The sequence below is a fragment of the Massilistercora timonensis genome (assembly GCF_048354975.1).
GTDB lineage: Bacteria > Bacillota > Clostridia > Lachnospirales > Lachnospiraceae > Massilistercora > Massilistercora timonensis.
The window spans coordinates 1-25,851 of sequence record NZ_DBGCJQ010000022.1 but is presented as its reverse complement, the minus strand read 5'-3'; the positions used below and the strand labels follow the sequence as shown (position 1 = coordinate 25,851).

Genomic DNA, 25,851 nt, shown 5'->3' with positions numbered 1-25,851 from the left:
ATACAAGGCGGCACAATGATACTCCCGCGTTGAACACCCTCAAAGTATTGCGCGGCGCACCCATAAGCATGGGCCGGGGTGAAACTCCCGTGAGGTTGCAGCTAACAACCGCCCGTTTCAGCCTTATTTCTCATATCGTACAAGCCGGAGCGCATATTCTGTACTATGCCGCTAACCGGGAGGGAAAGAAGATGATTACCAAGTTACAACTTCAACAAATGAGAAATGTTGATATTACACAGGTTGACCGCAGCACTTTGGTTGATATTCGTAATATCCATATTGACAGTTCCTTGCCAGCAGCAAAAAAAATGCAAAGCTACTTGGAGCAGATCGTCAATCCGTATTGTTTTCTTTGCGGCGATACGCCCGTAAGAATACGGTTTGTCGCAGAGGATAGAACGTTAAAACAATCATTGTGCGATTACTTTTTAAGTCTGAAATAACCGCCGACTTTCCCTTAACCCTACGGGTAAAGACCTTGTGATTACGGGTCGAAAATGGTATAATTAACTCGTAATTATAGGGGGAAAGGAGGTATAATGCCCCGCATACGCAAAGACAAAATGGCACGCAGTTATGCAGAGCCGTTTTGGAAAATTGGGCTATACATTCGACTATCCAGAGAGGACGACAACGAGGACGAAAGCGAGAGTGTTATCAACCAAGAAAAGATACTCCGCGACTTTGTAGACAGCTATTTTGAGCCGGGAACCTATGTGATTGTAGACGTGTTTGCCGACGACGGATTGACAGGCACCGACACAGCGCGACCAAACTTCAAACGGCTTGAGGGCTGCATTGTCCGAAAAGAAGTAAACTGCATGATTATCAAATCCCTTGCACGCGGTTTCCGCAACCTTGCCGACCAGCAAAAGTTTTTAGAGGAGTTTATCCCCATTAACGGCGCAAGGTTTATTTGCACAGGCACGCCATTTATTGACACTTACGCAAATCCCCATTCTGCAAGCGGTCTTGAAGTACCTATTAGGGGAATGTTCAATGAGCAGTTTGCCGCGACCACTTCCGAAGAAATCCGCAAAACATTCAAGATGAAACGGGAGCGCGGCGAGTTCATAGGCGCGTTTGCCCCTTATGGCTACAAGAAAGACCCAAACGACAAAAACAGCTTGATTGTAGATGAAGAAGCAGCGGAAGTTGTCAAAAGCATTTATCATTGGTTTGTCAATGAGGGGTACAGTAAAATGGGGATTGCAAAGCGGCTTAACCAAATGGGAGAGCCGAACCCCGAAGCCTATAAGAAGAAAAAAGGCTTTAAGTATAACAACCCTAATTCCGACAAAAACGATGGTTTGTGGTCTGCCAGCACGATTGCAAGGATATTGCAGAATGAAGTTTATACGGGCGTAATGGTGCAAGGCCGTAACCGCGTAATAAGCTACAAAGTACACAAGCAGATCAACGTCCCCGAAGAAGAATGGTTTGTCGTCCCCAACACACACGAAGCGATTATTGACAGGGAAACATTCGAGAAAGCGCAAGCCCTACATAAGCGCGACACAAGGACAGCCCCCGGCAAACAGGAAGTCTATCTCATGTCCGGCTTTGTCCGTTGCGCGGATTGCAAAAAGGCCATGCGGCGCAAAACCGCCCGCGATATTGCCTACTACTCTTGCCGCAGCTACACCGATAAGAAGATTTGCAGCAAACATTCTATCCGGCAAGACAAGTTGGAAAACGCGGTATTGGCAGCGTTGCAAATGCAAATTGCCCTTGTAGATCGGCTTGCAGAAGAAATTGAACGGATTAACAACGCGCCTGTTATCAACCGGGAAAGCAAAAGATTATCCTATTCCTTGAAACAGGCAGAGAAGCAGCTAAAACAGTACAATGACGCTTCCGACAGCTTGTACCTTGATTGGAAAAGCGGTGAGATTACCAAAGAGGAATATCGCCGCTTGAAAGGCAAGATTGCAGAACAGATACAACAGCTTGAAGCGAACATCTCCTATCTGAAAGAGGAAATGCAGGTAATGGCTGATGGTATCGGAACCGACGACCCGTATCTAACCGCCTTTCTGAAATACAAAAACATTCAGAGCCTTAACCGCGGGATTATGGTTGAACTCGTAAAAGCGGTTTGGGTGCATGAGAACGGGGAAATAACGGTTGACTTCAATTTTGCCGACGAGTACCAGCGAATTATTGATTACATTGAGAATAACCACAACGTTATCCGAGTGATTGAGAACAAGGCAATCTAACGGCTTGCCTACTCAACACAAAGGAAAATCTAATGTTGTGCATAAATAAACGGCTCTACCGGCCCAACCGGCCCCACGGGAGCCACGGGGATGACAGGGGTTACCGGCCCCACAGGAGCCACGGGAATGACGGGAGCCACCGGTCCCACAGGAGCTACCGGTCCGGCAGGAGGCCCCACCGGCCCGACTGGTCCAACAGGAGTTACCGGCCCGACTGGTCCCACCGGTCCAACAGGAGTTACCGGCCCCACTGGCGCGGAAGGTCCTACGGGAGTCACTGGCCCCACTGGCGCGGAAGGTCCTACGGGAGCCACCGGCCCCACGGGAGCGACTGGTCCCACAGGGGCCACCGGTCCGACAGGGACCAGCGGGACCCAGGAGATGTTGTCGGCCTATTCCGTTCCCTCCCAGCCAGGGACCTCAGGCAATCCCCTGACCTTTGATCAGAATGAGATCTCTCAGGGGACGGCTATCTCCCATACCGGCGGGGATACGGACTTTACCATCCAGGAGCCGGGACTCTACTATGTGTCGTTCCACGGGAGTGTAAGTTCTGTCAGCGGCCAGTCCTTTCCCCAGACCATCTCGCTCTATCTTCAGCAGAACGGGCAGATCGTCCAGGGAACGGCGGTGCACAACACGTTCCAGGCGGCAGGAGGAACGGCCAACGCTTCTTTCGCACAGATTGTGGATGTGCCTCAGGCGCCGGCCACGCTGAATGTGGCGGGGGACGGAGGAAATTATCTGTATACCAATGTGTCCCTGCAGATCTACAAGCTGGGAGAGGCTCAGACGCAGTCGTAGCCAGAAAAGGAAAAGCGCTGCCGGTGTTTTCGCCGGCGGCGTTTTTCTCTGGACGGATTGACGGGGGGACAAAAGTATTCTATACTTTAGAAGTCTGATTACGGACTAAATAAGGAGGATAAGATCTTGAGTGATATTTTGGAACGTCAGCTAAAAGAATATTACGGGCTCTGGAACCAGACCAACGCCCTGTATACCAGGTGGGCGAAGGATCACGGCATGACCTGCGACGCCCTGTTTGTATTGTATGCAATCTATTATGGCGGCGGGAATTGCCGTCAGAAGGAGATCTGCCGGGAGTGGTCTATGCCCAAGCAGACGGTGAGCAGCATTTTAAAGAACTTTGAAGAGAAGGGGTATCTTTCCTTTCAGCCGGATGAAGCCGACCGCCGGGGCAAGAAGATCGGGTTGACGGAAGCGGGATACCAGGCGGTAAAACCGGTGATGGAAGAACTGGAGCGCACGGAGCTGGCGGTTGTCCGGCGGATCGGCCAGGAGAAGATGGGAGCTCTTCTGGAGATAAACCGGATGTTCTGCCAGTATTTTCAGGAGGAGATGGAGCGATGATGAGAAGATCTGTGAAGCGGGAATTCTTCGGAAATGTGATCCCTTCCATGATCGCGTTTGCCTTTACCGGGGTTTATGCCATTGTGGACGGTTTCTTTGTAGGGAGAAATGTAGGAGACGCAGGGCTTGCCGCCATCAACGTGGCCTATCCTCTGGTGGCGCTGATCCAGGCGGCAGGGACAGGCCTTGGCATGGCGGGGGCGATCCAGATCGCCATTAATAAAGGGAAGAAGGATGAGGAGACGGAACGCCGGTATCTGGGGAATGCCTTCGTGCTTCTTCTGCTGGCGGGGATCCTGCTGACAGGGCTTTTGCTTATGTTCTATCCGGCGATCCTGCGGCTGTTTGGCGCCAGCGGAGAGATCTATACCTACGGGGCGGGATACATCCGGATCATTGCGGCAGGCGCGGCCATCCAGGTGTTCAGCACCGGCATGATGCCCATCATCCGCAACTACGACGGGGCTGTGACGGCCATGGCGGCTATGGTGGCCGGGTTTGTGACCAACATTATCTTTGACTGGCTGTTTGTCTCTGTTCTGGACTACGGAGTGGAAGGCGCGGCCGTGGCCACGCTGATGGGACAGGCGGTGACGGTGGTGCCGGCAGTAGCTTACCTTACGAGGAAGGTGGGGCTGTTCCACTATGCTTACTTTCCCCTTCGGAGAAATGTGGTCCGCTATCTTCTGGCTATCGCGGCTTCTCCCTTTGGGCTGACCCTGTCCCCCAATATTGTGATCATGATCATCAATAAAGGATCCATTGTATACGGAGGGGATACGGCGGTGTCCTGTTACGCGGTGGTGAGCTATGTGATCTGCGTGGTCCAGCTTCTGGTCCAGGGAGTGGGCGACGGCGCCCAGCCTCTCATCGGCAGATACTACGGGAGCAGAGAATATGAGGGTGTGCGAAAGGTGCGCGCCATGGCCTACATGATGGCGGCAGGGGTGACAATCCTGTGTATCGGTGCTATCATTATGACCAGAGGCAGTCTGGCGGGAATCTTTGGTGTGTCTTCCCAGGTGCAGGAGATGTATGAGACGGTGATCCTCTACTTTGCGGCAGGTCTGGTCTTCGCGGCATTCCTGCAGGTGACCACATCGTATTTCTACGCGGTGGAGCAGAATCTGTCTGCCTATATCCTGATCTATGGGGAGCCGTCGCTTCTGGCGGTGCTGATCGCATTGGTACTGCCGGGGCTTCTGGGGCTTTCCGGCGTGTGGATCGCAGAGCCGGTTACCCAGGCAAGCCTTGCGCTGGCCGGAGGTCTCCTCCTGGCGCGAAGCGCCGGAAGAAGCTCTGGGAACCGGGAAAGCCAGATACAGTAAGGAAGCAGGAAGGAAGGATCAACGTGAAAGAGCAGCTGACACAAAGTGATGTGAAGAAGATAAAGGAAGAGATCGAATACCGCAAACTGGTGGTGCGCAAAAAAGAACTGGAGGCGGTGAAGGAAGCCAGGGCTCAGGGAGACTTAAGCGAGAATTTTGAATATAAGGCGGCCAAACAGGACAAGAACCGGAATGAAAGCCGGATCCGCTATCTGGAGCGGATGCTGAAGAACGCCCGGATCATCTCGGACGCTTCAAAGGAAGACGAGGCGGGGATCAACAACACGGTGGAGCTTTATTTTGAGGACGAGGGTGAGACCGATACCATCCGGCTGGTGACCAGCGTGCGGGGCAATTCCCTGGAAGGGCTGATCAGCATCGAGTCTCCTCTTGGGAAGGCGGTGCTGGGGCGCCGGGAAGGCGACCGGGTGAAGGTGGAACTTTCTGAAGGCCGCGGGTATTATGTGGTGATCAAAAAGATCATCAAGACCAGTGACGACAGTGAGGACCAGCTGAGAAAGTATTAGAGCGATAACAAAGGGGGCAGGGTTATGCTGGATCTGAAGATCATAAACGGACAGGTGATCGACGGCACAGGCGCGCCCGCCTGTCAGGCGGACGTAGGAGTCCGGGACGGCAAGATCGTCCTGGGGTCCGGGGAAGATGCCAGAGAGATCCTGGATGCCGGAGGGAAATATGTATGTCCGGGATTTGTGGACGCACATTCCCACGGAGACGGCATCCTGGGGACCGTCTACGGGAGGATGTGCAAAGCCTGCCAGGGGATCACCACGGAGGTGGCCGGCCAGTGCGGAGAATCCATGGCTCCGGTGGTGCCGGGCCATCTGGAAGACCTGAAAGCCGTAGTGGCGGGAGATGTGGTGGATTATCCGGAGGAGATGGAAGGATTCACAGATTACCGGACTTATTTTGACTGGGTCAGCTGCCAGCCCCTGTCTGCCAATATCCGGCTTCTGACCGGGCACAGCAGTCTGCGGGCCGGCGTAATGGGATATCAGGACCGCAGACCGGATAAGCCTGAGATGGAGCAGATGAAAATGCTGTTACGGGAGGCTATGGAGCAGGGTTCGCTGGGCCTGAGCAGCGGGCTTATCTATGCGCCGGGATGTTATGCCGACAGAGAAGAACTGACAGAACTGTGCAGGGTAGTGGCAGAATACGGCGGGATCTACACCAGCCATATGCGCAATGAGTCGGACGATGTGGTCAACGGGGTGAAGGAGGCGCTGACCATCGGGCGGGAGGCCGGGGTCCCGGTGTTTATCTCCCATCATAAGATCTGCGGCGTTCCCAACTGGGGGAAGAGTGTGGAGACCCTGAAACTGGTGGAAGAAGCAAGACAGGCGGGGCAGCAGGTGACTCTGGACCAGTATCCTTATCTTGCTTCCATGACCAATATGAGCGCCGTGGTGCCGCCGGATCATTTTGGAGAGGGGGCGGCGGCCCTGGCCAGGCGACTGGGAGAAAGAGGAAAAGGAGACGGGCTTTGGCGCAAGATCGCCGGGGAGATCGAGAACCGGCAGGATTTTGAGAACCAGTACCGCAACTGCGGCGGCTGGGAGCACATTTTGATCTCTTCCCTTCCAGAGACGAAGGAATATGAGGGGATGACCGTGGCGGAGGCGGCCCGCAGGATGGGACGGGATGGAACAGAGGCTTATCTGGAGCTTTTTGTCCGGAATAAGGGGCGGGGGAATTTTATTTATTTCTCCATGTGTGAGGAAGACCTTTGCCGGATCTTTCAGAATCCCAATGTATGTGTGGGAACGGACGGACTGTGCAGGGGGATGGAGGAGAAAGGGCACCCCAGGGCGTGGAGTTCTTTCCCCCATGCCATCGCATATTTCCAGAAGGAGAAGAAGCTGTTGACTTTGGAGGAAATGATCCACAAGATCACTTTGTTGCCGGCGCAGAGGACATTTCTGGAAGGAAGAGGGGCGATCCGGGACGGCTGGGCGGCGGATCTTGTGATCCTGGATTACGACCATCTGGAAGACCGGGCGGATTATTTTCATTCCAACGTGCCGGCAGGAGGGATCGACTGTGTGCTGGTAAACGGACAGATGGTCTATCAGGACGGACGGCTGACCGGGAAGACGCCGGGGCGGCTTCTGCGGAGGGGATACAGGGAGGATAAGAAATGTTAGGGACAGAAGCGATCCGATGTGTGGCGCTGGATCTGGACGGAACTACACTGAACAGCCAGGGAAAGCTGAGCGAGCGGACCAGGCAGGCCATCCGGGCGGCGCTGGAGCGAAGGATCCATGTGATCGTCGCCAGCGGCCGTCCGGTCAGTTCTCTGCCGGAAGAGGTGGTTGGGATCCCCGGGATCCGGTACGCAGTCACCTCCAACGGGGCTGCGGTGAGAGATCTTGAGACGGGAGAGATCCTGCGGGAATATAAGCTGACGCCGGAGGCGGCGGAAGAGATCCTGAAGCTGACGGAAGGGATGGACGTGGCCTATGAGACGTTTATCGCCGGGATCCCTTATGCCCAGGCGTCCTACGTGGCGGACCCGGTCCGGTACGGAGCTGCGGCAACAGCAGTGTCCTATGTGCGAAGGACCCGGAAGCCGGTGGAGGATATCCGGGGATTCATCCGCAGGCATAAGGAGGAACTGGACAGCATCGATGTGGTGATCCGGGAAGGGAAGGAAGCATTGTGGAAAAAGCTGGAGACACAAGTGGAGGACATCTATGTGACGTCTTCTGTGCCCCAGCTTCTGGAGATTTCTTATAAAGAGGCGGGAAAAGCCTCGGGCGTCCGGTTCCTGCTGGACCATCTTAAGATTGCCAGAGAGCACCTGGCAGCCTTTGGAGACGGGGACAATGACAGCGGGATGCTGCAACTTGCCGGGATCGGCGTGGCGGTGGCCAACGCCGTTCCCGGGTGTCTGGCCGCGGCGGACCGGATCACAGGATCCAATGATGAGGATGGTGTGGCTGCGGAACTGGAACGGATACTGGCAGAGTTTTAGTCGTCCATCCCAAAGGTGTACTCCAGGGTGTCTTCTGCCATATCCAGCTGATGTTCCAGAAGTTCCAGGGAATGCTCCTGGGACCGGTAATCTTCCAGGGACAGTTCTCCCTGACGGTACTGCATTTCAATGTCATCGTCATAGTAGTCCAGGCGGTCTTCCACGCTCTCCAGTTCATGCTTCAGGGTGAAGAACTGTTCCCGCTTCTCGCTGGCGCTTCCGGATGGCTTGGCGGCTTCTGCTTCTTTGACTGCGTCATTGACAGCGGTCTCCAGGGTGTCCAGGGTGTCGCCGGTGGAAGAGGCGGCTGCCTGGCTGGAAGATTTCTCCTTGTTATCATCTTCCTGGACGTTGTCCGGAAGGGTGGCTTCCTCTTCCGGGGAAGAGGCTTCCTGGCCGCTGCTTCTCTGAAGATCGGTGACCTGCTGCTCCAGCTGTTCTACCTTGGCTTCCAGTTCTTCTTTTTCAGCGTCGTTTCCGGCGGCGCAGCCCATCAGTGTGAATGCGAATACAAAGATCATAACAAGTGCGGTTAATCGGATTTTTTTCATAGTAGTTACCTCCATTCATGCTTTTGATTACAGTGAGTATCTGTCTGTTATGGTTGTATCATACGGGAGAAAAATTAAAGCTATATTAAAAAATACTTTTCTTTTGAAAATAAATGTGATAGAATAAATCCTGCGTGGGGCATTAGCGCAGTTGGGAGCGCGCCACACTGGCAGTGTGGAGGCCACGGGTTCAAGTCCCGTATGCTCCATTCCTTAAGGAAAGCGGTGTTCGAAGAGAACGCCGCTTTTTTCGTTGGCAGATCTGTTTTTGTAAAATATAGGGAAATAAACTTGAACCAGGCCGGATATCGGGTTACTATAAAAGAAGTAAAATGAGGAGGTACGATTTTATGAAGTACGAGATCAAAGGAGATACGCTCCCGGTTGTACTGTGCTACCTGGAGGGCGGCGAGAAGATGATCAACGAGGGCGGCAGCATGTCCTGGATGTCTCCCAACATGAAGATGGAGACCACCACCAACGGCGGCGTGGGCAAGGCGTTTGGCCGGATGTTCGCCGGAGAGAAGATGTTCCAGAATGTGTATACGGCAGAGGGAGGGAACGGCATGATCGCCTTTGCTTCCAGCTTCCCGGGTTCCATCCGGGCATTTGAGATCACGCCGGGACAGGATATGGTGTTCCAGAAGAGCGCTTTCCTGGCAGGGGAAGCGGGAGTAAATCTTTCCATTTTCTTCAACAAACGGTTCGGAGCAGGCCTGTTTGGCGGCGAGGGATTCATCATGCAGCGGGTATCCGGGCAGGGGATCGTGTTCGCGGAGTTTGACGGCCATGTGATCGAATATGATCTTCAGCCGGGACAGCAGATCATTGTGGATACCGGACATCTGGCGGCCATGTCAGCCACCTGCAGCATTGATATCCAGAGCGTTCCGGGCGTGAAGAACATGCTCTTTGGCGGCGAAGGACTTTTCAACACCGTGATCACCGGTCCGGGACATGTATGGCTGCAGACCATGCCCATCAGCAATGTGGCCGGTATCTTAAGGCCCTATCTGCCTTCCGGGTCATAGGAGGGAGATCAAGTGAAGAAGAGTATCTCAGGAACCTTAAGCCGCGCCCGGCGGTTTCCTGTGCTCCTGATCGGAGAAGGCCTTCTAGTAGGCGGCATTGGCGGCTTCGTGGTGGTCCTGTACCGGATGGCGCTGGATGTGGCGGGGGACTGGCTTGAGGGGATCCTTGCCTATGCGGGGCAGACGCCCTGGCGGATGGCAGGATGGTTCCTGGTGCTGGGGGCGCTGGCCTGGCTGGTGTCCCGGCTGGTGTCCTGGGAACCGCTGATCTCAGGCAGCGGGATCCCTCAGCTGGAGGGAGAGATGGCCGGAAAGCTGGAGCAGAAGTGGTACCGGGTCCTGCCGGCCAAATTCCTGGGAGGATTCTTGTGTCTGTTGGGAGGGCTCGCCCTGGGAAGGGAGGGCCCTTCCATTCAGCTTGGCGCCATGGCGGGCAAAGGGATCTCCCGGGGACTGGACCGGGGGAAGACAGAGGAGAAGTTCCTTCTCACCTGCGGGGCCGGAGCCGGGCTGTCCGCGGCATTTCACGCGCCTCTGGCAGGGGTGATGTTCTCCCTGGAGGAGGTGCATAAGAATTTCTCCGTCTCAGCCCTTTTGTCGGTGATGACCGCCTCTCTGACAGCGGATTTCCTGGCTACGGCAGTGCTGGGGACAGACTCCATCTTTCAGTTTACCATCACCCGGGAGCTCCCGGTCCATTTCTACTGGATGGTCCTGGGCCTTGGCGTTTTCTTAGGGGTGCTGGGGGCGTTCTATAACTGGTTTACCCTGAAGGTGCAGTCCCTCTATGACAGAGCGACGTTCTTAAATTCCACAGGCAAGATCCTGATCCCCTTCTTCTGCGCAGGGGTTCTGGGCTTTGCGGCGCCGGAACTTCTGGGCAGCGGTCACGATCTGATCGAGAAGCTGACCAGTGTGGATATGCTGCTGGGAACGGCGGTGTTCCTTCTGGTGGGAAGATTCCTGTTTTCCGCGGTAAGCTTCGGGTCCGGGGCGCCGGGCGGGATCTTCTTCCCCCTGCTGGTACTGGGAGGCTATATGGGCGGGATCTTCGCCATGGCTGGGATCCGCCTGTGGGGGCTGGACCCGGTGTTCCTCAATAATTTCGTCCTGCTGGCCATGGCGGGATATTTCGCGGCGGTGGTGCGGGCGCCTCTCACCGGGATCATCCTGATCTTTGAGATGACCGGGACGCTGACCCAGATGCTGTCCCTTTCTGTGGTGTCCATCGTGGCTTATGTCACGGCTACGCTTCTTGGCTCCCGGCCCATCTACGAAAGCCTTCTGGACCGGCTGCTCCTTCGCAGGGGAGAGAAGCCGCCCAAAGAGCAGGGCGAGAAAATGCTGATGCATTTTGCCGTCAGCAGAGGCAGCCGGATCGAGGATCTGACCATCGGGGAGGTCCGGTGGCCGGAGAACTGTCTTCTGGTGGCGATTGAACGGGGCAGTCAGGAGATCATCCCCAGAGGGAAGACCCGGCTGCTGGCAGGAGACGTGATCGTCACCATGACGGATGAGCGGGACGAGGCAAGAATCCACGACGAGATGGAGGAGCTGTGCCGGGAGATGTTCTGACAGATGGGGCCAAGGTATGGGAAAAGAAGTTGCGCGGTCCCGCGGATTGTAATAAGATAAGACTAGAATACCGGATGAGGAGGGAATCCTATGTTTGGCAGAAGATGTACCCTGTGCGGCGGAAAGCTGGACAGTCATAATATCTGTACAGAATGCGGGCTGGACAACAATAAGTCAGAGAAGAATTACAGGATCAATCAGAGCAGTTGCGATGATCTTCCCCTGACTCATGTCCATACAGAGACATACCAGGAACCCAGGAGAGAAGAGCCCAGGCGGACGGCGCAAAAGAGTTCCGCGGAAAAGCAGAGGCAGACAACATCCCAGGGGACGTTCGGACAGCCACGGCCACAACAGCAGATGTACACTGGGCAGAAGAAAAGAAGCGGCTGCATGACATGTGTGGTGGTCCTGATCGTAGCGGTGGTGATCCTTGTCCTTGTGGGGCTTCTGGCAGGGAGAGTGTTTGAATCCGGCACAGAGTATGGGTCCTACAGCGTGGAGACCGACCCTTACGCCTATGTGGAGGAAGAGATGCCGGAAACCGGGGAGAGCGTGGAATTTGAACTTCCCAGCGGCCGGTATATCGTGGGGCTTCACATCCCTTCCGGGAAATATACGGCGGATCCCAAAGGGGAGTATGACTCCATCCAGGTAAGAGACAGCGACCAGGGGATCTACCTCTATGAATATCGGGGAGACACTGCCTCAAAGGAAAGTTTTCTCGACGACCTGCGCCTCTACCCGGGGGCGGTGGTGATCATCAGCGCCCAGACGCCGGTGCCTTTTACTTCTGACAATGCCCAGACGGAGGATCTTGAGGCGGGCATGGAAAATCCCCTGACCCAGACGGTGGAAGTGGGGGAAGATCAGATGCTGGAGGCAGGTGTGGATTTCGAGCCGGGCACCTATGATATCCAGGTGGCTTCCGGCTCAGGAAGTGTGAATATTGCAGTGCCGGATGAAACTGGTGAGACCTGGGGAGAGACCTACCTGAGCATGGGCGGGGACTATGGAAGTGACGGTACCCTGTACCAGAACTACATTTTCCCGGAGGGAGGCACCATCCATTGCGACGAGGGGATTACGGTCACGCTGACGCCCAGCAAGATGATCCAGTCGGAAAATTATTATGAGGATTATATGAATTCTTATTAGACAAAAATGCGTCCCGTGTGTTACAATGGCGGGGCGAGAATCGCACAGAACAGAAACCATAAGACAGGATATGACAGAAAGGAAGAAGATACATGGGAGGACTTTTTGGCGTAGCTTCAAAGGAAGATTGTGTACTGGAACTGTTTTACGGAGTAGATTACCATTCTCACCTGGGAACCAGAAGAGGCGGAATGGCGACCCACGGAGCGGACGGGTTTAACCGGGCTATCCACAATATCGAGAATTCTCCGTTCCGGACAAAATTTGACCGGGACGTGGGAGAGATGAAGGGAAATCTGGGGATCGGCTGTATCTCGGACTTTGAGCCCCAGCCCCTTTTGATCCAGTCTCATCTGGGAAGCTTTGCTATCACCACGGTGGGAAAGATCAATAATCAGGAAGAACTTCTAAGACAGGTATACCGGGACGGCCATTCTCATTTCCAGGAGATGAGCAGCGGCCAGATCAACGCCACAGAGCTGGTGGCTTCCCTGATCTGCAAGAAGCCTACCATTGTGGAAGGGATCCAGTATGTCCAGGAGATCGTGGACGGGTCCATGACGATGCTTCTGATGACCAAGGACGGGCTTTACGCTGCCAGAGACCGGTACGGGCGGACTCCACTGGTGATCGGGCACAAAGAGGGAGCCTACTGTGTATCTTTCGAAAGCTTTGCATATATCAATCTGGGATACCAGGATTACAAGGAACTTGGCCCCGCAGAGATCGCGTTTATCACGCCGGAAGGGGTGGAGACGCTGGCAGGGCCGGGGCAGGAGATGAAGATCTGCTCCTTCCTGTGGGTCTACTATGGATATCCCACCTCTTCCTACGAGGGGGTCAATGTAGAAGAGATGCGCTATAAATGCGGAAGTATGCTGGCCCGGCGGGACGGTGATTCCGTAGAACCGGATATCGTGGCGGGAGTTCCGGATTCCGGCGTGGCCCATGCCATCGGATACTCCAACGAGGCGGGGATCCCCTATGCAAGGCCCTTCATCAAATATACGCCAACCTGGCCCAGATCCTTTATGCCCACCAACCAGAGCCAGAGGAATCTGATCGCCCGGATGAAGCTGATCCCGGTGAAGGCGCTGATCGAGAACAAGAAGCTGCTCCTCATCGACGACTCCATCGTAAGAGGGACACAGCTTCGGGAGACCACAGAGTTCTTATACCAGAGCGGAGCCAAGGAAGTGCACGTCCGTCCGGCGTGCCCGCCCCTTCTCTACGGATGTAAGTATCTGAACTTCTCCCGTTCCAAGTCGGAGATGGATCTGATCACCAGAAGGATGATCCGGGAGCGGGAAGGAGAGAACTGTTCCCAGGAAGTGCTGGAAGAGTATGCGAATCCATGCAGCTGCCGGTACGCCCAGATGATCGAGGATATCCGGAAGCAGCAGAACTTTACCACTCTCCGGTATCACCGGCTGGACGATCTGATCGCGTCCATCGGGATCGAGCCCTGTAAGCTTTGTACTTACTGCTTTGACGGGAAAGAATAGAAAAGAGAGAAAAGAAACCGGCGTGACGCTTGCTGTCATGCCGGTTTTTGACGTATATGGATGTCAGATCACATAAGTCATGATATAGTCGTCCATGATAAATCCATTTCCAATATCTGCCTCCTGGGTATTGGTGACCTGGAATCCCAGGTGATGGTAAACCGCAAGGGAACTGTCGTTGTGTTTGTTGCAGGTAAGCCAGATCTTCTTCAATCCCCGCTTTTTGCAGAGATCAATAAGAAAATGAAAAGCCTGTGTGGCGATATGCCGTCCCCGGTAGTCCTTGTGAAGATACAGCTTGCTCAGGAACAGGGCGTCGGTCTCTGGGTGGATGCCGATGTAGCCGGCGAGGGTTCCGTCAACAAGGGTCTGATAGTATTCGTAGCCCTCCTCTTCCACCTGGGATTTCAGCGCCGGGTAAGACTGGAATTTTTCTACCATGTAGTCGATCTGCTCCGGGGAAAGGATGGTCTGAAAATGCTGATGCCAGATTTCATCGGCAAGGCCGGCGATCGCCGCAAGATCAGAGTCGTCTGCAGCTCTTTGAAACATTACGTTGTCCATGTTGATCACACTCCGATTCTTTAGTTTTCTTCTGTCATTATAAGTGATATAATGGAAAAAAACAAGAACCGGGGAAAGGCTTGGAGGCAGGATATGAGCGGATTTGTATCGTTGAAGGATGTGAAGAAGATCTACCAGATGGGGGAAGTGGAGATCATGGCGGCGGCCGGGATCAACTTTGAGATCCAGAAAGGGGAGTTCGCCGTGGTGGTAGGGCCCAGCGGCGCCGGCAAGACCACTGTGCTCAACATCCTGGGAGGTATGGATACCGCAACCTCCGGACAGGTGATAGTGGACGGGGAGGACATCGCCCGGTATTCCCAGTGGCAGCTTACCGCCTACCGGAGGGACGACATCGGGTTTGTTTTCCAGTTCTACAACCTGATCCCCAACCTGACTGCCCTGGAGAATGTGGAGCTGGCGCTTCAGATCTGCAAGGATCCTATGGACGCCAGACAGGTGATGCGGGAAGTGGGACTGGGAGATCGGATGGACAACTTCCCGGCGCAGCTGTCCGGCGGGGAGCAGCAGCGGGTGTCCATCGCCCGGGCGCTGGCGAAGAATCCCAAGCTTCTGCTGTGTGACGAGCCTACAGGGGCGCTGGATTACAACACGGGCAAATCCATCCTGAAGCTTCTGCAGGATACCTGCAGGAACCTTGGGATGACGGTGATCCTGATCACCCACAATTCAGCCATCGCGCCGATGGCGGACCGGGTGATCAAGATCAAGAACGGACTGGTTTCCCGGGTGATCGAGAATGAGAACCCGGTTTCCGTTGAGACCATAGAGTGGTAGGGGAGAAGTATGGGCACAAAAGCGACGCGAAAAGACTTTTATAGAGAAATACGGAAAAGCCCGGGGCGCTTTCTGTCCATTTTGTTTATCGTGGCTCTTGGCGTGGCCTTTTTCTCCGGGATCCGGTCTTCGGAACCGGATATGCGGCTGACCGGCGACGCCTATTTTGACGGGACCAACCTGATGGACATCCAGGTGATGAGCACCTACGGGGTTACGGAGGACGACCTTGCAGCCCTGGCAGAGGTGAAGGGCGTGGAGGCTGTGGAAGGAGCCTACAGCCAGGATTTTTTAAGCACTCTGGATGATGAGCAGACGGTGCTCCATGTAATGTCCCTGCCGGAAGAGATGAACCAGGTGGCTGTCAGCGAGGGGCGGCTTCCAAAGGCGGCGGATGAGTGCATGGTGGACAATGCCATGGGTTACGAGATCGGAGACGAGATTGTCCTGGAATCCGGGACTGATGATCCGGTGGAGGATACCCTGGGGACCGATACATTTACGGTAGTGGGAAAAGGAAGCTCTCCCTGCTATATTTCCTTTGAACGGGGAAGCACCACCATCGGCACCGGTACGCTGGATGGTTTTCTTGTGGTGCCAAAGAGCGCTTTTGTGACGGAGGTGTATACAGAGGCTTATCTCCAGGTGGAAGGGGCGAAGGAACTGACCACCTACACGGACGCTTATGATGAGAAGATTGAGACGGTGCTGGACCGGGTGGAGGATATCACCGGAGAACGGGGACGGATCCGCCGGGATGAGTTGATCGCGGAGGCTGAGGAAGAGCTTGACGAGGCGCGCCAGGAACTGGAGGACGGGCGCAAAACTGCCCAGGAAGAGCTTGCGGATGCCTGGAGCCAGATTGAGGATGGGGAATCTCAGCTTGAGGACGCCAAGGCGCAGATGGAAGACGGAAGAGCTCAGATCCGGGACGCCAGGGCGACCCTGAATTCCAAACAGAGGGAACTGGACGACGGGCTTAAACAGTACCAGGATGGAAAAGACCAGCTGGAGGCGGGCAAGAAGGCGTACCAGCAGGGGAAGGAAGAATTTGATGCGCAGAAAGCCCAGGCAGAGCAGAGTTTCCAGGAGCTGGAGGAGCAGATGGCGATCCTGCAGGGGCAGATTGAGACAGGGACAGAAGCGTACAATAAGCTGCAGCAGGCAATGGATCAGTTGCGGGCTCCCATTGAGGAACTGGAGAGTCAGATTGAAGAATTAAAGAAGCTGGAGCAGACAGATGAGGTCCAGAAGAAGATTGCCGCTCTGGAAGTGCAGAAAAAAGCATACGAGGACAAGGTAGAAGAGCTGGAAGGGCAGGCTTCTGAGGTGAAAACCGGACTGGATCAGGCGCAGCAGGGGTATAACCAGTTAAGCGCCGGTCTGGAAGAGGGAAGAAAACAGCTGGAAGACGGTCAGAAGCAGCTGAAGGATACAAAGAAGCAGCTGGACGCCAGCGAGAAGGAATTAAAGGCAGCCTATCAGGAGATCCAGAGCGGCCAGTCTCAGATCGACGCCGCCTGGGATGAACTGGAGTCCCAGGAGCAGACCCTTAAGGATGGGGAAGCCGAGATCCGGGAAAATGAGAAGAAGCTTGCGGACGCCAAAGAGGAGTACGAGGAAGGGAAGCAGGAAGCCGAGGAGGAGATCGCCCAGGGCGAGCAGGAGATCCGGGACGCGGAGGAAGAGATCCAGGATATCGAGCTTCCCGACTGGTATGTGTATGACCGGGGAAATCTCCCGGAACACGACGGATACGGGGAGAACGCAGATCGGATGCGGGCCATCGGCCAGGTGTTCCCGGTGATCTTCTTCCTGGTGGCGGCGCTGATCAGCCTGACCAGCATGACCCGGATGGTGGAGGAGCAGCGGATCGAGGTGGGGACCATGAAGGCCCTGGGCTACGACCGGTTTACCACTGCTTCCAAATATCTGGGATACGCACTTCTTGCCACGGTGGGAGGCAGTATCCTGGGCGTGCTGATCGGGGAGAAGATTCTGCCTTTTATCATTATCTATGCCTACGGGATCATGTATCAGAATATCCCGGAGATCCTGGTGCCCTACCAGTGGAGTTATGCGGCCATGGCTTCCGCGGCGGCGGTGGCCTGTACCATTGCGGCTACACTGATGGCCTGCTACCGGGAGATGGGAGCGCAGCCGGCGGTGCTGATGCGTCCGCCCTCCCCCAAGAAGGGGCAGCGGGTGCTGCTGGAACGGGTACGGATCATCTGGAACCATCTGAATTTCAACTGGAAATCCGCTGTCCGCAACCTGGTGCGGTATAAGAAGAAGCTTTTTATGACGGTGTTTGGCATTGGCGGATGTATGGCGCTGATGCTGGTGGGATTTGGCCTCAGGGATTCCATTTTCGAGATCGCGGATCTTCAGTATGGGGAGCTGCAGTTCTATGACGGGAGCATTTTCCCGGAGGAGGATTTAAGCCAGGAAGAGCGCCAGGAGCTGGAAACCTTCCTGAAGGAAGATCCCGACGTGCGGGATTTCCTGGATGTGGATATGATGAACCAGACCCTGGAGCGCGGCAAAGACACCCATGAAGCCTATATGTGCGTGTTGAGCGATACCCAGAAAGCCAGGGATTTCCTTTGCTTCCGGGACAGGAAGACTCATGAAACTTATCAGCTCCCGGACGACGGGGCCATCATCACAGAGAAGACCGCAGACCTTCTGAATGCGGAAGTGGGGGACACTATTGTTCTCCGGGATGAGGAAAAAGGGGACCGGGAAGTAAAGATCAGTGAGGTCTGCGAGAATTATATGGGCCATTACCTTTATCTCTCTGCGGACTATTATCAGGAGCTCTACGGGGAGGAGCCGGAGTATAACGCCATCTTCTTCCAGGTGCCGGAAGGATACTCTCAGGATCGGCTGGAAGACGCAGGCCAGGTCATTCTGGCCAGGGATGAGGTGTTGAGTGTAAGCTATACCCATGATATCCGTTCCCAGCTGGACGATATGCTGACCAGTCTTAATCTGGTCATCGTGGTGCTGATCATCTCCGCGGGCATGCTGGCCTTTGTGGTGCTCTATAACCTGAACAACATCAGTATCACAGAGCGGCAGAGGGAGCTGGCCACCCTGAAGGTGCTGGGCTTCTATGATCCGGAGGTGGCCATGTATGTCTACCGGGAGAATATCGTACTTACCGTGCTGGGCGCGGCCTTTGGAATTATCCTGGGAAGGATCCTACATCTGTTCGTGATCCAGACGGTGGAGGTGGACGCCGCCATGTTCGGAAGGAATGTAAACCTGCCCAGTTATCTCTACAGCTTCCTGTTTACCTTGCTTTTCACGCTGGTAGTGAATCTGGTGATGTATTTCAAGCTGAAGAAGATCGATATGGTAGAATCCCTGAAGAGTATCGAGTAAAAATGAATTATTAGCACTCTTTGTCAAAGAGTGCTAATTTTTTGTTGACTTTTACCTGCAGGAGTATTAATATTACTGTTGGAGCATCCGAAAGGATTTTTAATTGTAAAATATTTTTTTAGGAGTGATAGAAATGGCAGCAAAAAAAGGCAATTTGTCCATCAGCAGCGAGAATATTTTCCCGATTATCAAGAAGTGGGTATATTCTGATCATGATATTTTCGTGCGGGAGATGATCTCCAACGGCTGCGACGCCATCACCAAGCTGAAGAAGCTGGATATGATGGGAGAGTATCAGCTTCCCGATGATTATAAGCCGGCGATCCAGGTAGTTGTGAATCCGGAGGACAAGACGCTGAAGTTTATCGATAACGGACTTGGCATGACGGCGGACGAGGTGGAGGAGTATATCACCCAGATCGCTTTCTCCGGCGCTACCGAGTTCCTGGAGAAATATAAGGATAAGACGACAGAGGACGATATGATCGGTCATTTCGGCCTGGGCTTCTACTCTGCTTTCATGGTGGCGGACGAGGTGCATATCGATACCCTTTCTTATAAAGAAGGGGCGAAGCCGGTCCACTGGGTAAGTACCGGCGGCACGGAGTATGAGATGGAGGACGGCAGCAAAGAAGGCGTGGGAACTGAGATGACCCTGTATCTCAACGAGGACAGCGTGGAGTTTGCCAACGAGTACCGGATGCGGGAAGTGATCGAGAAGTACTGTTCCTTCATGCCGGTGGAGATCTTCCTGTCCAAGGCCAACGCAGAGCCGGAGTATGAGACCATCGACGAGGCGGATCTGAAGGATGACGATGTGGTCATCGAGCATATCCATGAAGACGCGAAGATGGAAGAGAAGGAACAGGAAAACGGCGAGAAGGAAATGGTGGAAGTGGAGCCGGCCAAAGAGAAGGTAAAGATTCAGAAGCGCCCGGTTTCCTTAAGCGACATTCATCCGCTCTGGACCAAACATCCCAACGAGTGCTCGGATGAGGATTACCTGGAGTTCTACCGCAAGGTGTTCCTGGACTACAAAGAGCCCTTGTTCTGGATCCACCTGAACATGGATTATCCATTTAACCTGAAGGGAATCCTTTATTTCCCAAGGATCAATACCGAGTACGATTCCATTGAGGGAACTATCAAGCTTTACAATAACCAGGTGTTCATCGCGGACAATATCAAGGAAGTGATCCCGGAATTCCTGATGGTGTTAAAGGGTGTCATCGACTGCCCGGACCTGCCTCTTAACGTGTCCAGAAGCGCGTTGCAGAACGATGGATTTGTAAATAAGATCGCGGATTACATTTCCAAGAAGGTGGCGGATAAGTTGTCCGGTATGTGCAAGACCAAGCGGGAAGATTATGAGAAATACTGGGACGATATCAGTCCGTTTATCAAGTTTGGCTGCCTGAAGGATGAGAAGTTCTGCGACAAGATGAAGGACGCCATCCTCTTCAAGAACCTGGATCACAAGTATCTGACCCTTAAGGACTGCATCGAGGAGAACGGCGGCGAGGTAGTGGAACATAATGAGAAGAAGGATGAGGATCCGGCGGAGGATGAGAACAAGGTAGAGGAGATCAAGACCACCATCTACTATGTTACCGACGAGATCCAGCAGAGCCAGTACATCAACCTCTTCAGAAGCCAGGGCAAGGATGCGGTGATCCTGGGCCACAACATCGATTCTCCGTTTATCACCCAGCTGGAGCAGCGCAATCCCACGATCCGCTTCCAGCGTATCGATGCGGATGTGAATGAAGATATCCGGGAAGAAGTGGCGGAGGAAGACAAAGAAGAATTCAAGAAGACCTCCGACAGCCTGATCGAGATCTTCCGCAAGGAGCTGGGCAACGACAAGCTGGATGTGAAGATCGAGAAGCTGAAAGACGACAACGTGGCTTCCATGATGACCTTGTCTGAGCAGAACCGCCGGATGCAGGAGATGATGAAGATGTACGGCATGACCGGCATGGACCTGGGCGGCGAGACCACTCTGATCCTGAACGCCAATCATCCACTGGTACAGTATGTGGTGGAGCATAAAGAAGGCGAGAAGACCGGCCTGATCTGCCATCAGCTTTATGATCTGGCAATGCTGGCCCACAAGCCGCTGAATCCGGAAGAGATGACAGAGTTTGTCAAGAGAAGCAACGAAATCATGTTGCTGTTAACGAAATAATGACTTGGGACAGGGTTTTTTCAATCTGGGACGTGGTATTTTTAAAAATACCACGTCCCCAATTAATTTATCCAGTTTTTTAACAGTTCTTTGGCGTACTCGTCCCACTGGCGTTCCAGGGATCTGTCCAGGCTGAAGGTGGAAAGGGAGACCCCGGTGACGCACTGGAGGGCCTGGCCGTCATACTGGAAGTTGAGGTACAGCCCCCGGATCTCTCCCGGGCGGAAAGCTGACAGCTCATGGGATTCCAGGAAGGCGGGGAACTGTTCCGGCGCAAGGGACAGGACGATCCGGAAGGAGAGGGGCGTGCGTTTTCCCCGGATCAGTTCCAGGCAATAGCCGCGCATGTCTCTCCAACAGGAATATTCCTGCCGGGGAGGCTCATCGAAGAACTCTTTGTGCAGGTAGCCGTCCATGGTAAACCGGTTGAAGGTGGTGATCTCTCCTTCGATGAATGAGAAATTATCGAAGGTTTCTTGCAGAAGAAGATGATTCATGGTATCCTTTGCAGATAGTAGAAATACATTCATTTTGGTAAAACTCCTTTGTAATCTGTAAAATAGTATAGCACAGATTTACATTAATGGGGAAAAACAGTACAATACCACCTGGTGAAAAAGGAGAAATTATGAGGAAATCAGGGAGATCCCGGCGGAAAAGGCCGGGGGAGGGCGATAAAATTTTAAGATTTGCCGTGGCTGCGGTCCTGCTTTTATTTCTTGTGGCAGGTATCGTGGTGGCGGTCCGGCTTATGAATCCCAGGGTAGACGCTACCGAGGGGAGAAAGCGGCTGGAGGAAGTGGCCAGCGCGGACGTGCAGGAAATCGATGCAAAGATCCAGGAACTGGAGGCAGAAGAGCGGAAGGAGAAGCGGGAATCTGAGGACCGTTCCTACAATGAGATATTTGCGGGGACCCTTCTTCTTGGGGATTCTGTCAGTCAGGGCCTCTATGAATTCGGGATTATGAATGAATCCCTTGTGATCGCCCAGAGGGGCATCGGAGTATGCGGCGCAGGAAGAGATGGCCTGAAGGAATGTGAAGACCGGGTGATCAGCGCAAATCCGGCGAAGCTGTTCCTGGCCATCGGGATGAACGATCTGAAGGCGGCGCGGGGCAATGCGGACACCTTTGAGGAAGATTACCGCTCTGTGCTCCAGGAGATCGAGAAAGCCCTTCCGGATACAGAGATCTACATAAACAGCATTCTTCCGGTCCAGTCTAAGGTGATCGAGGAGAACAGCGACTACGGGAACATCCCGGAGTTTAACGAAAGACTGGCCAGGCTCTGCGAGGAAGAAGGCGCAGTATTTATCGACAATACAAACCTGGTGAAGGATGAATATTATACTGCCGACGGGATACATATGTCTCCGGATTATTATCCCGGCTGGGTGGATCACATGGCGGAGGTGGCAAAGCTGTGAGAAAGAGAAGAGGATTCGATATAATAGACTTTGCCAAATACGGCATGATCGTGATCATCATCGCCTACGTGGTGTTCCTGCTCATGCGGGAGGGCGGCGACGCGCCCCTTGAGACAGTGGAGAAAAATGTCCTGGAGGCGGTATCCACAGAAGGGATGGAGAAGGCCGGCACCCAGGACATCAAGAGATATTACGGGCTGAATCCGGAAGATTACAGAGGGATCGCCCTGTACCTGCCGGACGACGTGATGGGCGTCAACGAGGTGTTGATCGTGCGCTTGGCGGACGAGGCCCAGGAAGAACCGGTGACGGAAGCGGCACAGAAGCGCCTGGATACCCAGAAGGAAAGCTTTGAGGGATACGGCGTGGAGCAGACAAAACTTCTGAATGACGCGGTTTTGGAGAGCAAAGGGGATTATGTGATCCTGATCGTCTCCGGAAAGGCGCAGGCAGGAGATGAAGCCTTTAAGAAAAGTTTGTAGTTGAGGGACAAAAGAAATGCTTTTCAGCAGTATTTTATTTCTATTTACATTTTTGCCGGTTACACTGATCCTTTATTATCTGGTCCCCGGCAAATTAAAAAATGTAGTGCTTCTGGCCGCCAGCCTGGTCTTCTATGCCTGGGGCGAGCCGGTCTACATTTTTCTGATGATCTTTTCCATCTTGTTTAACTATATCTCCGGCCTGGACGTGGCCCGCAACCTGGGAAACGCCGGGAAGGCCAGGAAGAGCATCATTTTTAATATCGTGGTGAATATGTGTATCCTGGGATTCTTCAAATATGAAGGGTTTCTGCTGGGCAGTCTGAACGCGATCCTGCCTGTGGATATCCCTTACCGGGAGCTGCCGCTTCCCATAGGGATTTCCTTTTATACCTTCCAGACCCTGTCTTATGTGATCGACGTGTACCGGGGAAATGTCCGGGTGCAGAGAAGTCTTCTGGATTTCGCCCTCTATGTGACCATGTTCCCCCAGCTGATCGCCGGCCCTATCGTGAAATACGCGGATATCGCCCGGCAGCTTCGCAGCAGGAAAATGGGCTGGGGTAAGTTTGGCGACGGCGTGATGTATTTTATCCGGGGGCTTTCCAAGAAGGTGCTCCTGGCCAATACTATCGGCATGGTGTTCAATGACGTGGCGGCTCTTGGAGCAGGAGAGACTTCTGCTTTGAGCGCCTGGCTTGGGTGCGCTGCTTATACCTTCCAGATTTATTTCGACTTCAGCGGATATTCGGATATGGCTATCGGCCTGGGGAAAATGTTCGGGTTTGAGTTCCGCCCCAACTTCAACTATCCCTATATCTCCAGAAATATCACGGAATTCTGGCGCAGGTGGCATATTTCCCTGAGTACCTGGTTCAAGGAATACGTTTACATCCCTCTGGGAGGAAACCGGGTAAGTACGGCAAAGCATATCCGCAATATCATGGCGGTGTGGCTCCTGACAGGCCTGTGGCACGGGGCGGCCTGGAACTTTGTGTTCTGGGGACTGTATTACGGGATCCTGCTTCTGATCGAGAAATATTTCCTGAGCCATATCCTGGCCAAACTTCCAGGAGCGGTGGAACATCTCTACAGCATCGTCCTGGTGATGATCGGCTGGGTGTTCTTCTTCAGCCCCACTCTTGGCGATGCCTTTGGGTACCTTGGGCTGATGGCGGGGAGCGGCTGCGGACTGGCGGACCGGCAGGGACTTTATCTTCTGGTGAGCAACGGGCCGGTGTGGGTGCTTCTGATTTTATGTTCCACCCCTGTCCTTCACCGGGTATATGAGAAGTTGATCTACGGCGGGAAGCGGGAGAGGGTCCGGGTCAACGCCCTGGTATATCTGGGGTTGTTCCTTCTGTGCATAGCCTATCTGGTAACGGAATCCTACAACCCGTTCCTGTATTTCCGTTTCTAGGAGGAATCGGGGAAATTAATCATTATGTAACAGAAAATTAACAAAAATGTAATACATTGCCGTTATATTATAACAGAATGTAGGCAGGGGCTGTGGAATCCAAAAGAAACAGCCCCTGACTGCTCAGGAGAAGAGAATGAGCCAAAGACAAAGGAAGAGACAAAGGCAGACATGCAGCAGGAAGATCATGGCGCTCCTTTTTATCGGAGTGACTGCGCTTATCTGCCTCGTTAACTTTATAGCGAAAGATAAGGAATCTTCGGAGAAGGAGAACCGTATGCTGACTCAGAAGCCCGCTGTCACCTGGTCCGGGATCGAGAGCGGACGGTTTATGAGCCAGTACGAGTCCTACAAGTCCGACCAGTTTGCCGGCCGGGATCTGTGGGTGTCGCTTAAGACCTCCGTGGATCTTTTATCCGGGAAACGGGAGTCCAACGGGGTGTTCAAAGGAAAAGACCACTATCTTCTGGAAGAGATCAAGGCTCCGGGAGAACAGACGGAGAAGAACCTGGAGGCCATCCGGGCCTTCGCAGGCCGGTATCCCGAGATCTCTTTCTATATGGCGCTTTCGCCCAACGCGGCCAACATCCTGTCAGACAAGCTTCCGACCCTGGCAGTGACCAAGGACCAGGGAAAACAGTTTCAGAAGATCCGGGAGAGTCTTGGGTCAGATGTGACCTGGGTGGATCTTCAGAAGGCGCTGGAAAGCCATAAGGAAGAAGAGATTTATTATCGCACCGATCATCACTGGACCAGCCTGGGGGCATACTATGGATATGAGGCGCTGGCGGCGGCCATGGAGCTTGATACCTCCAAGGCGCCCGGGATGAAGCCTTATGCAGTGACCGGTGATTTTAACGGAGCCCTGTCGTCCACCAGCGGATACGAGGGTGGTTACCGGGAGCCCATCTATGTCTACGGGACAGAAGATCCTGCCGATCAGGTGCAGGTGGTGGTCAACTACACCGATGAGCAGCGCAAGACCGCTACATTTTACGACCCTTCCAAGCTGGATGAGAAGGACAAATATGCCGTGTTTTTCGGCGGGAACTACGGTAAGATCGATATCCGGACAACGGCAGATTCCACGGCGAGGCTACTGGTCTTCAAGGATTCCTACGCTAACTGCCTGGTGCCTTTTCTGGCTCCTTACTACCGGGAGATCGTAATGATCGATCCCAGATATTACTATGGAGATATTGAACAGGAAATGTCGGATTATTCTTTTGATCAGGTGCTTTTCCTGTATAATGGAAATACCTTTGTGGAGGACAACAGTATTAGCGGAGTGTTGAGCGATGGTACGGCTGAATAAATATTTGAGCGAAGCCGGCGTCTGCTCCCGCAGGGAGGCGGACCGCCTGATCTTAAGCGGACAGGTGACGGTGGACGGCCAGCGGGCGGTCCCGGGGATGCAGGTGACAGACAGCCAGGAGGTGCGGGTCGGGAAGAAAGTGATCCGCAGAAAAGAGGAAAAAGTGATACTGGCTTTCTACAAGCCGGCAGGGATCGTATGTACAGAAGAACGGCGGGAGCGTAACAGCACCGCCCGTTTTCTCAATTATCCGGTTCGCGTCACTTATGCAGGACGGCTGGACAAGGATTCCCAGGGGCTTCTCATCATGACCAACGACGGGGACCTGATCAACAAGATGATGCGGGCCCGCCATTTCCACGAGAAGGAGTACCGGGTGACGGTGGACCGCCCGGTGACAGAAGAGTTCCTGGAGGGCCTGAGAAAGGGCGTCCACATCACGGACCGGGAGAAAGGACTGGACGCGGTGACCAGGCCCTGCCGGGCAGAGGCGGTGGGTAAATTTACCTTCCGCATTGTGCTCACC

General features: G+C 53.9%; 23 protein-coding genes and 1 tRNA gene. 21 read left to right on the top strand and 3 right to left on the bottom strand.

The features are described 5' to 3' along the window. The 8 genes from ACML7B_RS02020 to ACML7B_RS01985 form a co-directional block, all read left to right on the top strand. The coding region (locus tag ACML7B_RS02020; protein ID WP_418539125.1) for a DUF6870 family protein at positions 1-446 on the top strand (446 nt) is incomplete at its 5' end. Positions 447-542: 96 nt separating this feature from the next. Continuing rightward, positions 543-2,225 (top strand): recombinase family protein, encoded by a 1,683-nt coding sequence (locus ACML7B_RS02015; protein ID WP_418539124.1) that lies wholly within the window; start codon positions 543-545, stop codon positions 2,223-2,225. Between the two features lie 90 nt (positions 2,226-2,315). Further along, positions 2,316-3,029, top strand: coding sequence for a collagen-like protein (locus ACML7B_RS02010; RefSeq protein WP_418539123.1), 714 nt, complete (start codon positions 2,316-2,318; stop codon positions 3,027-3,029). Positions 3,030-3,155: 126 nt separating this feature from the next. Continuing rightward, positions 3,156-3,596, top strand: a complete 441-nt coding sequence (locus tag ACML7B_RS02005) for a MarR family winged helix-turn-helix transcriptional regulator (RefSeq protein WP_418539121.1) — start codon at positions 3,156-3,158, stop codon at positions 3,594-3,596. Beyond that, positions 3,593-4,924, top strand: a complete 1,332-nt coding sequence (locus ACML7B_RS02000; protein WP_418539120.1) for an MATE family efflux transporter — start codon at positions 3,593-3,595, stop codon at positions 4,922-4,924. The genes ACML7B_RS02005 and ACML7B_RS02000 overlap by 4 nt, the downstream gene beginning before the upstream one ends. 23 nt (positions 4,925-4,947) lie before the next feature. Further along, positions 4,948-5,451: a transcription elongation factor GreA gene (locus tag ACML7B_RS01995; protein WP_346708838.1), complete on the top strand. Its 504-nt coding sequence runs from the start codon at positions 4,948-4,950 to the stop codon at positions 5,449-5,451. A 24-nt stretch (positions 5,452-5,475) separates the two neighbouring features. Then, on the top strand, positions 5,476-7,092 hold the full coding sequence (locus ACML7B_RS01990; RefSeq protein WP_418539119.1) for an N-acyl-D-amino-acid deacylase family protein: 1,617 nt from the start codon (positions 5,476-5,478) through the stop codon (positions 7,090-7,092). Next, entirely contained in the window at positions 7,086-7,922 is an 837-nt protein-coding gene (locus ACML7B_RS01985; protein WP_418539117.1) for an HAD family hydrolase, read from the top strand. Before ACML7B_RS01990 ends, ACML7B_RS01985 begins: the two co-directional genes overlap by 7 nt. Here ACML7B_RS01985 and ACML7B_RS01980 read toward each other — a convergent pair. Continuing rightward, entirely contained in the window at positions 7,919-8,473 is a 555-nt protein-coding gene (locus ACML7B_RS01980) for a hypothetical protein (protein ID WP_418539116.1), read from the bottom strand. The two genes, ACML7B_RS01985 and ACML7B_RS01980, sit on opposite strands and share 4 nt — an antisense overlap. A gap of 136 nt (positions 8,474-8,609) precedes the next feature. Between ACML7B_RS01980 and ACML7B_RS01975 the strand changes: the two genes are divergently transcribed. The 5 genes from ACML7B_RS01975 (at position 8,610) to ACML7B_RS01955 (ending at position 13,742) form a co-directional block, all read left to right on the top strand. Next, positions 8,610-8,682, top strand: a tRNA-Ala gene (locus ACML7B_RS01975). Positions 8,683-8,823: 141 nt separating this feature from the next. Next, positions 8,824-9,504 carry a TIGR00266 family protein gene (locus ACML7B_RS01970; RefSeq protein ID WP_418539115.1) on the top strand — a complete coding sequence of 227 codons (681 nt, stop codon included), beginning with the start codon at positions 8,824-8,826 and terminating at the stop codon, positions 9,502-9,504. Between the two features lie 12 nt (positions 9,505-9,516). Then, positions 9,517-11,079 carry a ClC family H(+)/Cl(-) exchange transporter gene (locus ACML7B_RS01965; RefSeq protein WP_418539114.1) on the top strand — a complete coding sequence of 521 codons (1,563 nt, stop codon included), beginning with the start codon at positions 9,517-9,519 and terminating at the stop codon, positions 11,077-11,079. Between the two features lie 90 nt (positions 11,080-11,169). Continuing rightward, the gene (locus ACML7B_RS01960) at positions 11,170-12,237 is read left to right on the top strand and encodes a hypothetical protein (protein WP_418539113.1); all 1,068 of its coding nucleotides are present in this window, start codon (positions 11,170-11,172) and stop codon (positions 12,235-12,237) included. Positions 12,238-12,329: 92 nt separating this feature from the next. Next, entirely contained in the window at positions 12,330-13,742 is a 1,413-nt protein-coding gene (locus ACML7B_RS01955) for an amidophosphoribosyltransferase (RefSeq protein ID WP_106790022.1), read from the top strand. 63 nt (positions 13,743-13,805) lie between these two features. On the opposite strand, the gene ACML7B_RS01950 is transcribed toward ACML7B_RS01955, so the two are convergent. Next, positions 13,806-14,306: an N-acetyltransferase family protein gene (locus ACML7B_RS01950; protein WP_418539112.1), complete on the bottom strand. Its 501-nt coding sequence runs from the start codon at positions 14,304-14,306 to the stop codon at positions 13,806-13,808. A 93-nt stretch (positions 14,307-14,399) separates the two neighbouring features. Here ACML7B_RS01950 and ACML7B_RS01945 point away from each other — a divergent pair, with 93 nt between their 5' ends. The 3 genes from ACML7B_RS01945 to htpG all read left to right on the top strand — a co-directional run bounded on the left by ACML7B_RS01945 (position 14,400) and on the right by htpG (position 20,682). Further along, a complete protein-coding gene (locus ACML7B_RS01945) occupies positions 14,400-15,104 on the top strand; it encodes an ABC transporter ATP-binding protein (RefSeq protein WP_418539111.1) in 705 nt (234 codons plus the stop codon). Between the two features lie 9 nt (positions 15,105-15,113). After that, complete coding sequence (locus tag ACML7B_RS01940; RefSeq protein ID WP_418539109.1) at positions 15,114-18,494, top strand: FtsX-like permease family protein; 3,381 nt, start codon at positions 15,114-15,116, stop codon at positions 18,492-18,494. 133 nt (positions 18,495-18,627) lie between these two features. Further along, positions 18,628-20,682: a molecular chaperone HtpG gene (htpG, locus tag ACML7B_RS01935; protein WP_418539107.1), complete on the top strand. Its 2,055-nt coding sequence runs from the start codon at positions 18,628-18,630 to the stop codon at positions 20,680-20,682. A 62-nt stretch (positions 20,683-20,744) separates the two neighbouring features. Here htpG and ACML7B_RS01930 read toward each other — a convergent pair whose 3' ends face one another. After that, on the bottom strand, positions 20,745-21,212 hold the full coding sequence (locus ACML7B_RS01930; RefSeq protein WP_418539105.1) for a DUF5721 family protein: 468 nt from the start codon (positions 21,210-21,212) through the stop codon (positions 20,745-20,747). Between the two features lie 98 nt (positions 21,213-21,310). On the opposite strand from ACML7B_RS01930, the gene ACML7B_RS01925 reads away from it, so the two are divergent. The 5 genes from ACML7B_RS01925 to ACML7B_RS01905 all read left to right on the top strand — a co-directional run. Then, positions 21,311-22,108, top strand: a complete 798-nt coding sequence (locus ACML7B_RS01925) for a GDSL-type esterase/lipase family protein (protein WP_418539104.1) — start codon at positions 21,311-21,313, stop codon at positions 22,106-22,108. Beyond that, positions 22,105-22,590: a DUF4358 domain-containing protein gene (locus tag ACML7B_RS01920; protein ID WP_418539103.1), complete on the top strand. Its 486-nt coding sequence runs from the start codon at positions 22,105-22,107 to the stop codon at positions 22,588-22,590. Before ACML7B_RS01925 ends, ACML7B_RS01920 begins: the two co-directional genes overlap by 4 nt. A gap of 16 nt (positions 22,591-22,606) precedes the next feature. Beyond that, positions 22,607-24,010, top strand: coding sequence for an MBOAT family O-acyltransferase (locus ACML7B_RS01915; RefSeq protein ID WP_418539102.1), 1,404 nt, complete (start codon positions 22,607-22,609; stop codon positions 24,008-24,010). 136 nt (positions 24,011-24,146) lie between these two features. Continuing rightward, positions 24,147-25,325: a DHHW family protein gene (locus ACML7B_RS01910; protein WP_418539101.1), complete on the top strand. Its 1,179-nt coding sequence runs from the start codon at positions 24,147-24,149 to the stop codon at positions 25,323-25,325. After that, positions 25,309-25,851: pseudouridine synthase (locus ACML7B_RS01905; protein ID WP_418539100.1), on the top strand; the 543-nt coding region annotated here is incomplete at its 3' end. The genes ACML7B_RS01910 and ACML7B_RS01905, both read left to right, overlap by 17 nt.